Here is a 14776-nt window from a genome sequence, read left to right on the forward strand (position 1 = left end):
AACAAGACGTTGGCGTCTTCATGGGATGTGTGGGGCTTGCAAACAAACCAGCAAGCCCGCGCGGCCCGTGTTGGCGCCTTTTTGTTTTTCTGCCCGGTTGTGGGTGTGCTTGCAGCAGCACAGCAGCCTCTTTGCGCTAGATCGCCATGCTTCAATTTCGAGAGTTTCTCAAGTCCGGCCACGCCCCCACGCTGTGGTCGTCCTTTCTGTATTTCGGTTTCTCGTGCGCAGTCTGGGTGATCAACGGTGCCATGGCACCGTTCATCCGCGATGCCTTCCAGCTCACGCCGACACAGATGGGCATGATGCTGTCCATTCCCATCTTTGCGGGCGCCCTCATGCGGTTTCCGCTGGGCATCCTGGCGCAGTACATCGGTCGCAAGAACGCCACGCTGGTCGAGATGGCGGGGATCTTTGTGGCCATGGGCTACGGCTACCTGTTCGTGCATTCGTACAACGACCTGCTCGCCATGGGCATCCTGCTGGGCGTGGCGGGTGCCAGCTTTGGGGTGGCCCTGTCACTGGGCTCGGGCTCGTTCCCGCCGCGCTACAAAGGCTTGGCCATGGGTATCGTGGGCGCCGGCAACGTGGGCACTGCAGTGGCAGCCCTGCTCGCGCCCATGCTGGCGCAGAAGTTTGGCTGGCAGGCCGTGTATGGCTTTGCTGCCGTGAGTGTGGCGATACCCGCGCTGGTGATGGCGGTGTATGCCAAGGAGCCGCCCGACTTGGCACCCCACGCCAGCTTCCGTGAGCACATCGCCTGCCTGTTTGAAAAAGACGGCTGGGCCTTCAGCCTGATCTACGCCGTGACTTTTGGCGGCTTCATTGGCCTGACCACCTTCTTGCCCAGCTACTTTTATGACCAGTTCGGCGTGAGCAAGGTGGCGGCCGGCCAGCTCACGATGATGGCGGCGTTCCTGGGCGCGGCCCTGCGCGTGTTTGGTGGCTGGCTGTCGGACCACTGGGGCGGTGTGAACACCCTGACCGGCGTGCTGGCCATCACCGCCGCCAGCATGGTGCTGTGTGGCCTGGCCGAAAAATCACTGCCCGTGACCATGCTGCTGTTCTTGGTGTGTTTTGCGGCCCTGGGGGCGGGCAACGGCGCCCTGTTCCAGCTGGTGCCGCTGCGCTGGCCATTGGCCACGGCGGTGGCAGGCTCGATGATCGGCGAGATCGGCGCGCTGGGCGGCGGCCTCATCCCCAATGGCATGGGCATCTCGCGCCAGTACACCGGCACCTACCTCTGGGGCTTTGTGGGCATTGCGGTGTGCGCGCTGGCCATGCTGGTGCTACTGCGGGTGATGCAGATCCGCTGGACGCGCACGTGGGCGGAGAAGGGTGGACGTGCGCGCAGCGCATGACCGGCGTAGCCGGTGAGCGCGCAAGCGCTCGCCACACTTCCAGCAAAAGGGCGGTCGGGCACGCAGTGCCTGAGCTGGCGCAGCCAGCCAACGCGCAGCGTTGCCCGCGCTTTCGCTAGAAGGGTGGACGTGCGCGCAGCGCATGACCGGCGTAGCCGGTGAGCGCACAAGCGCTCGCCACACTTCCAGCCAAAGGGCACTCGCTCAATGGGCGTCGTGCATGCACGGTCTTTGACCAAAACAAGCCCCAGCGCTTATCTCATAAGCGCTAAAAGCTATGTTTTTAATAGCAAATCGCCGCGAAAGCTCACCGCGGCAAAAACAGCAGCCAATAAATCAACAGCACATTCACCAGCACGCTCACGGCCAGAGCGATCTTCCACAGGGCCGTGGCATCGCGCTGCATCAGCGGCTGGGGCCCGGTCGCCGACAGGGGGCGTGAGGCGCCGCGCTCCAGGGCCAGCAGCAGTTCCTCGGCAGTTTCAAAACGCTGGGCGCGGTTGCGGGCCACGGCCTTCAGGGCAATCTGGTCGAGCCAGATCGGCACGCCCGGGTTGTGGCGGCTGGGGGGCACCGGGTCGCGGTGGTAGCGGCCCAGCTGGTACTGCACCACCTCGCCATAGGGCAGGCGCCCGTGGCTGAGCAGCTGGTACAGCGTGACCCCCAGCGCAAACAGGTCGCTGCCCGCGTCGGGCAACTGGCCGGAGGGGTCGCCGCCCTTTTCATAGCCCGGCCACTGCTCCGGGTTCATGTAGCTGGGGGTTCCGGCGTGCAGGCGGCGGGTGGCCTCGGGCTCGCGGCCTGAGAGGGCCACGCCCAGGTCCAGCACACGCAGCACCCCGTCGTCGCCCAGGTGCAGGTTGTCGGGCTTGATGTCGCGGTGCACGACGCCCTGGCGGTGCAGCCAGCCCAGCACGCGCGCGGCCTGCACGGTCACCGTCACAGCCTGCCCCACGGCCATGTGCTGGCGATGGCGCAGGCGCTGCCCCAGCGTGTCGCCGGAATGCCAGTCGTACAGCAGGTAAAACGCGCTGGCTGCGGCGCCATCGCCAAAGCCGCCGTCCCCCACCGGCCAGTCGTTGAGCCGCGCCAGATGGGCGGCGGCCTGACCCGACTGCATGCGCCGCGCCACCCAGGCCTCGTGCGCCAGCGTGGCGCGTTCTTCGGCGTCGTGGGCGCGCGCGGGCAGCAGGGTCTTGAGGGCATACAGCCGCTGCGTGGCCCCGTCGCGCACCTGGTACAGCCGGTGGATGCCGTTGTCGGCCACGATGGCTGTCACCGTAAGGCCGTCCACGGTGTCGCCCACCTTGAGCAGGGGCAGCACGGGCAGGTCCTGGGCGCGGCGCGATTCGTCTTGCAGCGTGGCCTCCAGCGCGCCCTGCACCCGCACCACCAGCGCGGTCACGTTGTCGCTGCTGCCACGGCGCAGGGCAACCTGCACCAGCTCGTCGGTGAGCGCCTGGGCCGGTATCTCCTGGCGCAGCAGCTGGCGCAGTTCGCGCTCGGGCACGCTGCCGTGCACGCCGTCCGACAGCAGCACAAACAGGTCGCCGCTGCGCAGCTCGCCCTGGCTGTAGTCCACCACCACGTGGTCGTCCAGGCCCATGGCGCGGGTGAGCTGGTGCCTGAGATCGTGCTGCGCCATGACATGGTCGGTGGTCAGCTGCTGCAGGCGGCCCTCGCGCACCAGGTAGGCGCGCGTGTCTCCCACATGGGCCAGCGTGTACGACTGGCCACACAGCACCAGCGCGGTCAGTGTGGTCAGCCCCACCGCAGGCTGGCGGCGCCGGTTCATGGAGGCGAGCCAGCCGTTGTGGGCGGACAGGATGCGGTCCAGCGCCACCGTGGTGTCCCAGGTGTCGGGCGTGGCGAAGTAGTCGTTCACCAGCGTGTTCACTGAAGTCTGGGCGGCCTCGCGGCCATTGCCGCCGGTGCTCACGCCGTCGGCGATGGCCGCGATGGCTCCGCGCTCACGGTCGCGCCCCTGGCCCAACACGAGCGCGGCGAAGTCTTCGTTCACCTCCTTGCGCCCGGCCTGCGAGGTGTGGCCGAAATCCAGTTCAAAAGTCATGCACCAGCTCCTTGCAGGTTCCGTGCCCAAGGTGGTGCGCCCCGCGCCAGACAAGGGCATGCCCCCGTGGCGCCTGCGCAGAGCCGGGGCAGCACTGCGCCACCCCCCACACGTGGGCCTCAAAACACCCCCAGAGGCCGCCCCACCTCAGTGCAAATCGACTGGCACAAGCATTGCTTAACTCCAGCAACGACCCCACAGGGTCACGCAATCCACCCGTGCAATGGCGCAGGGGTGGATTGCCCGGACGAAGGCGTCCGCACATGCGGTTTCGACAGGAATTCGAAACGGCATCGTGTGGACGCCTTTTTTGTTTTTCGAATCGCCCAGGCGATAGAACCGACGGAGTCACGATGAAAAAGCTCAAGCTGGTGATGGTAGGAAACGGCATGGCCGGTGTGCGCACGCTGGAGGAGCTGCTCAAGATTGCCCCGGATCTTTACGACATCACGGTGTTTGGGGCCGAGCCTCACCCCAACTACAACCGCATCCTGCTCTCGCCCGTGCTGGCCGGCGAGCAGACCATCGACGAGATCATTCTGAACGATTGGTCCTGGTACGCCGACCACCACATCACGCTGCACACCGGGTTTACGGTGACCGACGTGGACCGCGTGCGCCGCGTGGTCAGCGCCACCAGCAAGGATGGCACGGTGGTCACCGCCGAATACGACCGACTGATCCTCGCCACGGGCTCCAACCCCTTCATCCTGCCCATCCCCGGCAAGGACTTGCAGGGCGTGCTGGCCTACCGCGACATTGCCGACACACAGGCCATGATCGACGCGGCAGCCACCTACAAACACGCCGTGGTCATCGGCGGCGGCCTGCTGGGCCTGGAGGCCGCCAACGGCCTGATGAAGCGCGGCATGCAAGTGAGCGTGGTGCATGTGGGCGACTGGCTGATGGAACGGCAGCTGGACGACGTGGCCGGGAAGATGCTGCAAAAGTCGCTGCAGGAGCGCGGCATGCAGTTCTTGATGAAAGCACAAACACAAGAGCTGGTGGGCAACGCCGAAGGCCGCGTGGCCAGCGTGAAGTTCAAGGACGGCTCCGAGGTGCCCGCCGACCTGGTGGTGATGGCCGTGGGCATCCGCCCCAACACCGCCCTGGCCGAAAAGATGCGCCTGCACGTGAACCGCGGCATTGTGGTCAGCGACACGCTGCAGACCACCACCGACGCCCGCATCTACGCCGTGGGCGAATGCGCCGCGCACCGGGGCATTGCCTATGGCCTGGTGGCCCCGCTGTTCGAGCAGGGCAAGGTGCTGGCCAACCATTTGGCCGAATTCGGCATCGGCCGCTACCAGGGCTCGCTCACGTCCACCAAGCTCAAGGTGACGGGCATCGACCTGTTCTCGGCCGGAGACTTTCAAGGAGGAGACGACACCGAGGAGATCGTGATGAGCGACCCCTTCGGTGGCGTGTACAAAAAGCTCGTCATCAAAGACGACAAGCTCGTGGGCGCCTGCCTGTATGGCGACACTGTGGACGGTAGCTGGTACTTCAAGCTGCTGCGCGACGGCCGCAGCGTGAGCGACATCCGCGACAAGCTGATGTTTGGCGAATCGCACCTGGGCGACACCGGCCACCAGGGCCAGAGCAAGGCTGCCGCCATGCAGGACAGCGACGAGGTATGCGGCTGCAACGGCGTGACCAAGGGCGCGATCTGCAAGGCCATCAAGGACAAAGGCCTGTTCACGCTGGACGAGGTGCGCAAGCACACCAAGGCCAGCGCCAGCTGCGGCTCGTGCACGGGGCTGGTGGAACAGATCATCATGTTCACCGCCGGTGGCGACTACAGCGCCACGCCCAAGACCAAGGCCATGTGCGCCTGCACCGACCACGGCCACCAGGCCGTGCGCGACGCGATCCGCGGCAGCAAGCTGGTCAGCATTGCCGAGGTGTTCAAGTTCATGGAATGGAAGACACCCAACGGCTGCGCCACCTGCCGCCCGGCGGTCAACTACTACCTCATCAGCACCTGGCCGAAAGAAGCCAAGGACGACCCGCAAAGCCGCTTCATCAACGAACGCAGCCACGCCAACATCCAGAAAGACGGCACCTACAGCGTGATCCCGCGCATGTGGGGCGGGGAGACCACGGCCGACGAGCTGCGCCGCATTGCCGATGCGGTGGACAAATACAAGATCCCCACCGTCAAGGTCACGGGCGGCCAGCGTATTGATCTGCTGGGCGTGAAGAAGGAAGACCTGGTCAACGTGTGGAAGGACATCGGCATGCCCAGCGGCCATGCCTACGCCAAGGCCCTGCGCACGGTGAAGACCTGCGTGGGCAGCGAGTGGTGCCGTATGGGCACGCAAGACAGCACCCAGATGGGCAAGGATCTGGAGCGCGCCATGTGGCGCATGTATGCACCGCACAAGGTGAAATTTGCCGTGAGCGGCTGCCCGCGCAACTGCGCCGAGGCCGGCATCAAGGACGTGGGCATCATCGGTGTGGACAGCGGCTGGGAAATGTACGTGGCGGGCAACGGCGGCATCAAGACCGAGGTGGCGCATTTCTTCACCAAGCTCAAAACCGCCGAGGAAGTGCTGGAGTACACCGGCGCGTTTTGCGAGCTGTACCGCCAGGAAGGCTGGTACCTGGAGCGCACCGTGCACTACGTGAACCGTGTGGGCCTGGACTACGTGAAGAAGCGCATTTTGGAAGACCACGAAGGCCGCAAGGCGCTGTGGGAGCAGCTGCAGTTTGCGCTGGACGGCGAGCCCGATCCCTGGTTCGACTTTGACAAGGCGGCCGTGGACACACGCCAGTTCGCGCCCTTGAGCGCCTGATCGCCCCAAGTCCGGAGAGAACCCCGTCATGCACCGTAGAACCCTTTTGACCGCGGCCAGCTGCGCCGCTGCGTGCAGCGCCCTGGCCCCGTTGGGCAGCGCCCACGCCCAGGTCACCGACCTCAACGACGCCATCAACAAGGCCGGGCGCCAGCGTATGCTGAGCCAGCGTGTGGGCAAGGCCTGGCTGGCCCTGGCCCACAAGGCCGACACGCCCACGGCACGCCAGGTGATGGAGCAGTCCATCGCGCTGTTCGAGCGCCAGCTGGTGGAACTCAAGGCCTATGCGCCCTCGCCCACCATCCGCGAAACGTACACCAAGCTGGAAACCGCCTGGGCCGCCCACAAGACCACGCTGGCTGCCGCCACATCGTCCACCGACAATGCCAGCGCCATGCTGCAGGCCGATGCCAAGGTGCTGGCCCTGGCCCATCTGGGCACCACGCAGTACGAGGCAGCCTCGGGCAAGCCCGTGGGCCACCTGGTGAACATTGCAGGTCGCCAGCGCATGCTGAGCCAGCGCATGGCCAAGTTCTACCTGGCCGCCATGCTGCCAGTGGACGCGTCCACCGCCACCGCCGAAATCGCCAAGGCCCGCAGTGAATTCATCGCAGCCACTGAGCTGCTGCGCAATGCCCCCCAGGCCACCAACCGCATCCGCCAGGAACTGCAGCTGGCCGACGGCCAGTGGGTGTTTTTTGACGCTGCGCTGCAGCGCATGCAGGGTGGGGGCAACGTGAACCGCCAAGTGGCCGAGGTGTACGTGGCCAGCGAAAACCTGCTCTCCAGCATGGACCGCGTGACCGGCATGTATGCGGCGCTGGCGGCCTGAGCCCACCCGAGGCTTCCTCAAAAAATAACGAGCCGCCCCACGATGACCCTGGCAGGCTCCCCGACAACACCCAAAGACACCGAAGGAACCATGATGACCACAACCAACAGCCCGCAATGGAAGCTGATCTGCCGCGTGGACGACATCCCCGTGCTGGGCTCGCGCCGTGTGGCGCGCCCACAGGGCCTGGATGTGGCCGTGTTCCGCAACGATGCCGGGGGCGTGTTCGCACTGCTCGACCGCTGCCCGCACAAGGGCGGGCCACTGTCGCAAGGCATCGTGTTTGGCACGCAGGTGGCGTGCCCGCTGCACAACTGGACGATTGGGTTGTGCGATGGGCAGGCATCGGCTCCCGACGAAGGCTGCACGCCCAAGTTCGCCGTGAAGGTGGAAGATGGCGCGGTGTATCTGGATGCCCTGGAGCTGGACGAGCATGCGGTCGATTTGACGCGCCCCGTAGCAGGGCCGGCGCGGCGCGGCCTGGCGGCCTGATCACCCCGCAACGTCCATCGAACACCAAAGCTATTAAATACATAGCTATCAGCGCTTTTCCATCAAGCGCTAGAGCCCAAAAACATCTGGAATCCACGCCATGCAAGAAACGAAATCCACCTGCCCCTACTGTGGCGTAGGCTGCGGCGTGATCATCGAATCCGAAGGCGCGCAGATCACCGGCGTGCGCGGAGACCCCACCCACCCCGCCAACTTTGGCCGCCTGTGCACCAAGGGCTCGACCCTGCACCTCACGGCCAGCAGCCCCATCACGCTGCAGACCCGCTTGCTGCAGCCCCAGCAGCGCGCGCAACGTGGCGATGCGCCCCAGCCCCTGCCGTGGGACGCCGCGCTGAATCGGGCCACCGAAAAATTCGCAAACACCATCCAGAACCACGGCCCCGATGCCGTGGGCTTCTACGTGAGCGGCCAATTGCTCACCGAGGACTACTACGTCTTCAACAAGCTGGCCAAGGGCCTGATCGGCACGAACAACATCGACACCAACTCGCGCCTGTGCATGAGCAGTGCCGTGGCGGGCTACAAGCAGACCCTGGGCGCCGACGCGCCGCCCGCCTGCTACGACGATGTGAAACACGCGCAGTGCCTGTTCATCGTGGGCAGCAACGCGGCCTGGGCGCACCCCATCCTGTTCCGCCGCATCGAAGACGCGCGCGCCAGCAACCCCGGCATGAAGGTCATCGTGGCCGACCCGCGCCGCACCGATACGGCCGGCATGGCCGACCTGTTCCTTCCCATCCAGCCCGGCAGCGACGTCATGCTGTTCAACGGCATGCTGCACCTGATGCTGTGGGAGGGATGGACGGACGCCGCGTACATCGCTGCACACACCACGGGCTTTGACGAACTCAAGGCCCTGGTGCGCGACTACACACCCGAGCGTGTGGCGCAGACCTGTGGCATCAGCGTGGCCGACCTGACCACCGCCGCCAAGTGGTTTGCGCAGTCCAAAGCCACGCTCAGCCTGTACTGCCAGGGCCTGAACCAGAGCAGCAGCGGCACGGCCAAGAACGCAGCGCTCATCAACCTGCACCTGGCCACCGCCCAGATTGGCAAACCCGGCGCGGGCCCGTTCAGCCTGACCGGCCAGCCCAACGCCATGGGCGGGCGCGAAGTGGGAGGCCTGGCCAACCTGCTCAGCGCCCACCGCGACCTGGCCAACCCGCAGCACCGCGCCGAAGTGGCCGCGCTCTGGGGCGTGGCCGATGTGCCCAGCAAGCCGGGCAAGACGGCCGTGGAGATGTTCCAGGCCGCCGCCGACGGCGAGATCAAGGCCCTGTGGATTGCCTGCACCAACCCCGCGCAAAGCATGCCCGACCAGGCCACCGTGCGCCGCGCACTGCAGCGCGCCGAGTTTGTGGTGGTGCAAGAAGCCTTTGCCACCGCCGCCACCTGTGCCTATGCCGACCTGCTGCTGCCCGCCACCACCTGGGGCGAGAAGACTGGCACGGTGACCAACAGCGAACGCCGCATCTCGCGCGTGCGCACTGCCGTGTCCGCACCGGGCGAGGCCCGCCACGACTGGGCCATTGCGGTGCAGTTTGCGCACCAGCTGGAGGCCCGCCTGCGCCCCGGCCAGCCCACGCTGTTCCCCTACACCACTGACGACGCCGACCAAGGCGCCGAAACTGTGTGGAATGAGCACCGCGAGAGCACCCGCGGACGCGACCTGGACATCACCGGTCTGTCGTGGGAGACGCTCGAATCTGCAGGCCCCCAACAGTGGCCATTGCCTGAGGGATCCACCACGGGCAAGGCCCGCCTGTACGAAGATGGCGTGTTCCCCACCCCCGATGGCCGCGCCCGTTTTGCCGCGCACCCCTGGCAGCCCACGGCGGAGCAGCGCGAGTCGCGTTACCCCTTCAGCCTGACCACGGGCCGCCTGCGCGACCAGTGGCACGGCATGACCCGCACCGGCACCCTGGGCCGCCTCTTCGGCCACGTGGCTGAGCCCAGCGTGCAACTGCACCCGCAGGACATGGAGCGGCGCGGCCTGAAGAACGGCGACCTGGTCTATGTGACGAGCAAGCGCGGCACCATCGTGGTGCCCGCGCAGGCCGACACCACGTTGGGCTTGTCGCAGGCTTTCATGGCCATGCACTGGGGCAGCGAGTTCTTGAGCGGCTGCTCGTCCACCGGGGAGCGGCTGGCGGGCGTGAACGCGCTCACCACCTCGGCGTATTGCCCCACCTCCAAGCAGCCCGAGCTCAAGCACGCGGCCGTCAAGGTGCTCAAGGCCGAGCTGCCCTGGACGCTGCTGGCCATGGCCTGGCTGCCCGCCGACAGCGCCCAGGCCACGCGCGAGGCGCTGTCCGCGCTGATGGCGCAGTTCCCGTTTGCGAGCTGCGTTCCCTTCAGCAACAACACGCCCCTGGGTGAACCCGGGCGCGAGCGTGTGGGCGTGCTGCTGCGCGCCGCCGCACACGAGGCACCGCCCGACGCCACTGTGGAGCGCATCGAATCTCTGATGTGCCTGGCCACGGCCGACACGCTGCGTTATGCCGACAAGAAACGCGGCCAGCGCCGCGCCGCGCGGCTGGCTCGCCATGGGGACACCACCACGCTCGAAGGCATAGTGCTCGCGGGCGACACCAGCGCCGAGGGCTGGCTCAAGACCCTGCTGCAGGAAGAACTGCCCGCACAGACTTATGGCCGCCTGCTGCTCGTGCCCGGCGCCAAAGCCCCTGTGGCCGTGCAGTCGCGCGGAAAATCGGTGTGCACCTGCTTCAACGTAACGGACACCGCCATCACCGCCGAGCTGGCGCACTGCCACGGAACCGACGACGACCGGCTGGCGCAGCTACAGGGCAAGCTGCGCTGCGGCACCAACTGCGGCTCGTGCCTGCCCGAACTCAAACGCATGGTGCGCGCCACGGGGCCACTGGCGTCCAAGCCCCTGGCGCAGGCCACCATATAACCAAAAGTTCTCTGGGTTGCGAGAAAATAGCCTTCAAACCAACAAACCCCACCAGGACTTGTGCAACAGGGCTGCAGCCAGGCGCTTTCGGCACAGACAGTACGCCTGTACGGCAAGCCGAAACAACGACGCTGAAGCCCTGTTTCACAAGTCCCGCCACCAAAGACCATGGCCATCGCCCAGTACATCAAGGAAATCGGCCGCGGCGCGCGCGGCGCCAAGCCACTGACGCGCGAGCAGGCCACCGACCTGTTCGGCCAAGTGCTGGACGGGCATGTGAGCGACCTGGAGATCGGCGCGTTCTGCCTGGCCATGCGCATCAAGGGCGAGACGTCCGAAGAGATGTGCGGTTTCCTGGACGCCACGCACAGCCGCCTGGCGCTGCTGCCTGCCACTGACCGCCCGCTCATCGTGCTGCCCAGCTACAACGGCGCGCGCAAGCTGCCGGTGCTGACGCCGCTGCTGGCGCTGCTGCTGGCGCGCGAGGGGCTACCCGTGCTGCTGCACGGCATGCGCACCGAGGCGCGGCGCATTTTGGCATCCGATGTGCTTCTAGCGCTTGATGTACCTGCGCTAACAGCTCCTGAAAAAATAGCAAACGGCACCGTGCGCCATATCCACACCCAGCATCTGCACGCAGGCCTGGCGCGCCTGCTCTCTGTGCGCGAGGTGGTGGGCTTGCGCAACCCAGGGCACAGCGTGGTCAAGCTGATGAGCCCGTGCGCGGGGCCGTCGGTGGTGGTCACTGCGTACACACACCCTGAATATTTCGAGATGCTGCAGACCACCTTTCGCACACTGGGCGTGAGTGCGCTGCTCTCGCGCGGGCTGGAGGGCGAGGTCGCTACTGATCCGCGCCGCACACCGCGATACGACGGTTTTGTGCACGGCGTGCACGCGGTGCTGGAATCACAGCAGCCCGGGACCGCCAGCGAGGTGCCCGGCTTACCCACCGAGATCGACGTGTCCACAACGGCCACTTACACCCGCTGCGTGCTGGCGGGCGAGTTGCCGATTCCGCCTGCGATTGAGCGCCAGGTGGAACATATCTTGCGACTTGCGGAACAAACCAATTCGGAGACATCCCCATGAGCCGCCCCACCCACACCAACACCCTGCCCCCTTCCAAGCCCCACCTCGGAACGGGAGGCAGCTGCACGCTGGTGGGCGCTGGCCCCGGCGACCCGGAACTGCTCACCATCAAGGCGCTCAAGGCCATCCAGGCCGCCACCGTGCTGCTGGTGGATGACTTGGTGAGCGACGCCATCGTGGCGCACGCGTCGCCCACGGCCCGCATCGTCTACGTGGGCAAACGTGGTGGCTGCAAGAGCACGCCCCAGGCCTTCATCGAGAAGCTGATGCTCATGGCGGTGAACGAGGGTGAGAACGTGGTGCGCCTTAAAGGCGGCGACCCGTTCATCTTCGGCCGGGGTGGAGAAGAAGTGGAGCACCTGCGCGCGGCAGGCGTGCCGGTCACCGTCATCAACGGCATCACGGCGGGCCTGGCGGGCCTGACCTCGCTGGGCGCGCCGCTCACCCACCGCGAGCATGCCCACGGCGTGGTGTTTGTCACCGGCCACGCCAAGCCCGGCGATGCTGGGACCGACTGGCGCCAACTGGCCGCCACGGCCCGCGACGCCAAGCTCACGCTGGTGATCTACATGGGTGTGAGCGGCGCCGCCACCATCGAGCAGGAGCTGCTCACCGGCCTGCCCGCCAGCACGCCCGTGGCCATCATCCAGCATGCCAGCTTGCCCCAGCAGCGCCACGCCGTCACCACACTGGGCGCACTGCACACCACCATCACGCGCGACGGGCTCGCCAGCCCCTCGGTGATCGTTGTGGGGGATGTGGTGCGGGGTGTGGCGCTGGCGTCGCAGGACGCGATGCATTCCACGTCTGAAAAATCCGAAGCACCCCGGGCGCGGCGCGCTGTCTGACGACGTGGGGGTGCCTGCGGCTCTGCGCAGCACCGGCCGCCTCCACAGCGCCGCAGCAGGCTAGCGATCTATCCAAAGCTGATAGCATCGCCGCGCGCAGACTCTGGAGAGAGTCTTCGCCAAGCCCCGACCCTCACGGGCCGCGCATTGTTGCCACCCGCCCAGGAATTCGTTTGAACCAACGTGTCGTGCACCCCGCAGCGGTTCTGGTGCTGTCTTTTCTGACCGTCATCGCTGCCGGCACGGTCTTGCTCATGCTGCCGCTCTCGCACGCCCAGGGGCAGAGCGCGCCATTTCTCACGGCATTGTTCACCGCCACCTCCGCAGTTTGCGTGACAGGGCTGGTCGTGGTGGACACCGGCACCTATTGGAGCGGCACAGGCCAAGCCCTCATCATGGGCCTGTTTCAGCTGGGCGGCTTCGGCATGATGACGTCGGCCACGCTGATGGGGCTGCTCATCAGCGGGCAAATGCGCATACGCACCCGGCTGCTGCTGCAGGCAGAGACCCATTCGCTGGCGCTGGGAGACGTAAAGAGTGTTGCCAAGATCGTGCTCCAAGTGACGGTTGCCGTCGAGCTGCTGATGGCGCTGGCACTGGGCCTGCGGTTCGCACTGGGCTATGGCATGCCCTGGGGAGAGGCTGCCTGGCAAGGCATGTTCCACTCCATATCGGCCTTCAACAATGCGGGCTTTTCGACCTGGGCAGACAGCGTGGTGCGGTTCTCGTCCGATGTGCTGGTGCTGGCTCCGCTGATGCTGGCGATCATCATCGGAGGCCTGGGGTTTCCTGTGCTGCACGAGCTACTGGCCGAACGCGGACGCAAACGCCCACTGTGGTCCATGCACACCGCCCTCACGGTGTGGGGCTCGCTGGCGTTGATCGCACTGGGTACGGTGGTGATCTTTCTGGCCGAGTTCGACAATCCGGGAACGCTGGGGCCCATGGGCTGGGCGCACAAGGGGCTGGTGGCACTGTTCACCTCGGTATCGGCACGCACGGCAGGGTTCAATGCAGTCGATATCGGAGCGCTGAGCACCGAATCACTGGCGCTGCACTACATCCTCATGTTCATCGGCGGGGGCAGCGCGGGCACCGCCGGGGGCGTCAAGGTGACCACGTTTTTTGTGTTGGTACTGGTGGTGTGGAACGAAATCCGTGGGCACCGCGACGTCGAGTTTCGCGGTCGTCGCATCGCCGATTCGGTGCAACGCCAGGCCATCACCATCTTGGTGCTCAGCGCGGCCGTGGTGGGACTGGCCATTTTGCTCATCTTGCCGCTCACGCCACTACCGCTGGAAAAGGTGCTGTTCGAAGTGATTTCAGCGTTCGGCACCGTGGGGCTGTCTACGGGCATCACCGCCGACCTGGTGCCGGGGGCGCAGGCCATCATCATTGCGCTCATGTTCATTGGGCGCGTGGGCGTGGTCACCCTGGCCGTGGCCCTGGCCACCAACCAGATGCGCCGCAACTATCGTTACCCCGAGGAGAAACCCATTGTTGGATAAAGCCGTAAAGAACCTGTCGGGCAGCGTGGTGGTGATTGGCCTGGGCCGCTTTGGCACCGGGGTTGCCAAATCGCTGGTGGAGCTGGGCCACGACGTGCTGGCCATCGAGAGCGATGCCGAGACGGTGCAGTCGCTCGCGAGCGTGCTACCCCATGTGGTGCAGGCCGACGCCACCGACCTGGAAACCCTGCGCCAGCTGGCCGTGCCCGACTTTGCGCATGCGGTGGTGAGCATCGGCGGCAACCTGGAAGCGAGCGTGCTCACCATCCTGAACCTGAGCCAGCTGGGGCTCAAGGACATCTGGGCCAAGGCCATTGACCCCCAGCACGGCCGCATTGCCGAGCGGGTGGGTGCGCACCATGTCGTCTACCCTGAGGCGGACATGGGCGAGCGCGTGGCGCACTTGGTTACCGGCAAGATGATCGACTTCATCGAGTTTGACGACGGCTTTGCCATTGCCAAAACCCGGGCGCCGATGGAGACACACAACAAGCCATTGTCCCAGTCCGACGTGCGCAAACGCCATGGCATTACGGTGGTGGGCATCAAACGCCGCCACCTCGACTTCATCTACGCCAAGGCAGAAACCGAAATCAAACCGGGCGACCACCTCATCGTCGCAGGCCCCACGCGCATGGTGGAGCGCTTCGCAGCGTTGTACTGAGCGCCCAGCGCCGCACCGCACGCGCCCTTCCCTGCCGCCAACGTGCCAGAGCACCTTGCGCGGCTGGTAGCGGGCGCGGGCCAAACCTCGTCAGTGCGTCTGCATCCATCGCATCGAAAGCGGCTGCGACCGTGACACTGGCCCGGGTATTGCTTGACCAGATGTATCTGAA

The 14776-nt window shown here is 66.0% G+C and carries 10 protein-coding genes; 9 read left to right on the top strand and 1 reads right to left on the bottom strand.

The window, feature by feature from the left end:
- Positions 1–146: 146 nt before the first annotated feature.
- Positions 147–1361, top strand: a complete 1215-nt coding sequence (locus tag AC2YJX_RS16730) for an MFS transporter (protein ID WP_121419398.1) — start codon at positions 147–149, stop codon at positions 1359–1361.
- 307 nt (positions 1362–1668) lie between these two features.
- Here the strand turns inward: AC2YJX_RS16730 and AC2YJX_RS16735 are convergent, their stop codons facing one another.
- Positions 1669–3432 (bottom strand): bifunctional protein-serine/threonine kinase/phosphatase, encoded by a 1764-nt coding sequence (locus AC2YJX_RS16735; RefSeq protein ID WP_487256692.1) that lies wholly within the window; start codon positions 3430–3432, stop codon positions 1669–1671.
- Between the two features lie 353 nt (positions 3433–3785).
- Here AC2YJX_RS16735 and nirB point away from each other — a divergent pair, with 353 nt between their 5' ends.
- The 8 genes from nirB (at position 3786) to AC2YJX_RS16775 (ending at position 14604) form a co-directional block, all read left to right on the top strand.
- Positions 3786–6230, top strand: a complete 2445-nt coding sequence (gene nirB / locus AC2YJX_RS16740) for a nitrite reductase large subunit NirB (RefSeq protein ID WP_487256693.1) — start codon at positions 3786–3788, stop codon at positions 6228–6230.
- A 28-nt stretch (positions 6231–6258) separates the two neighbouring features.
- Positions 6259–7062: a type IV pili methyl-accepting chemotaxis transducer N-terminal domain-containing protein gene (locus tag AC2YJX_RS16745; RefSeq protein ID WP_487256694.1), complete on the top strand. Its 804-nt coding sequence runs from the start codon at positions 6259–6261 to the stop codon at positions 7060–7062.
- 93 nt (positions 7063–7155) lie between these two features.
- Entirely contained in the window at positions 7156–7554 is a 399-nt protein-coding gene (gene nirD / locus AC2YJX_RS16750) for a nitrite reductase small subunit NirD (RefSeq protein ID WP_218299179.1), read from the top strand.
- Positions 7555–7654: 100 nt separating this feature from the next.
- A complete protein-coding gene (locus tag AC2YJX_RS16755; protein ID WP_487256695.1) occupies positions 7655–10492 on the top strand; it encodes a nitrate reductase in 2838 nt (945 codons plus the stop codon).
- A gap of 168 nt (positions 10493–10660) precedes the next feature.
- The gene (gene ybiB, locus AC2YJX_RS16760; protein WP_487256696.1) at positions 10661–11584 is read left to right on the top strand and encodes a DNA-binding protein YbiB; all 924 of its coding nucleotides are present in this window, start codon (positions 10661–10663) and stop codon (positions 11582–11584) included.
- Complete coding sequence (gene cobA, locus AC2YJX_RS16765; RefSeq protein WP_055400212.1) at positions 11581–12432, top strand: uroporphyrinogen-III C-methyltransferase; 852 nt, start codon at positions 11581–11583, stop codon at positions 12430–12432. The genes ybiB and cobA overlap by 4 nt, the downstream gene beginning before the upstream one ends.
- A gap of 173 nt (positions 12433–12605) precedes the next feature.
- A complete protein-coding gene (locus tag AC2YJX_RS16770) occupies positions 12606–13940 on the top strand; it encodes a TrkH family potassium uptake protein (protein ID WP_431152340.1) in 1335 nt (444 codons plus the stop codon).
- Positions 13930–14604 (top strand): potassium channel family protein, encoded by a 675-nt coding sequence (locus tag AC2YJX_RS16775; RefSeq protein ID WP_121507116.1) that lies wholly within the window; start codon positions 13930–13932, stop codon positions 14602–14604. The genes AC2YJX_RS16770 and AC2YJX_RS16775 overlap by 11 nt, the downstream gene beginning before the upstream one ends.
- Positions 14605–14776 lie beyond the last annotated feature (172 nt).

The organism is Acidovorax sp. SRI_002, assembly GCF_057586455.1.

What these genes read in the sequence shown, in the direction of transcription:
- nirB (WP_487256693.1), top strand. Translation starts at nt 3,786, where the DNA reads ATGAAAAAGCTCAAGCTGGTGATGGTAGGAAACGGCATGGCCGGTGTG.
- AC2YJX_RS16755 (WP_487256695.1), top strand. Translation starts at nt 7,655, where the DNA reads ATGCAAGAAACGAAATCCACCTGCCCCTACTGTGGCGTAGGCTGCGGC.
- AC2YJX_RS16745 (WP_487256694.1), top strand. Translation starts at nt 6,259, where the DNA reads ATGCACCGTAGAACCCTTTTGACCGCGGCCAGCTGCGCCGCTGCGTGC.
- AC2YJX_RS16735 (WP_487256692.1), bottom strand. Translation starts at nt 3,432, where the DNA reads ATGACTTTTGAACTGGATTTCGGCCACACCTCGCAGGCCGGGCGCAAG.
- ybiB (WP_487256696.1), top strand. Translation starts at nt 10,661, where the DNA reads ATGGCCATCGCCCAGTACATCAAGGAAATCGGCCGCGGCGCGCGCGGC.
- AC2YJX_RS16730 (WP_121419398.1), top strand. Translation starts at nt 147, where the DNA reads ATGCTTCAATTTCGAGAGTTTCTCAAGTCCGGCCACGCCCCCACGCTG.
- cobA (WP_055400212.1), top strand. Translation starts at nt 11,581, where the DNA reads ATGAGCCGCCCCACCCACACCAACACCCTGCCCCCTTCCAAGCCCCAC.
- nirD (WP_218299179.1), top strand. Translation starts at nt 7,156, where the DNA reads ATGACCACAACCAACAGCCCGCAATGGAAGCTGATCTGCCGCGTGGAC.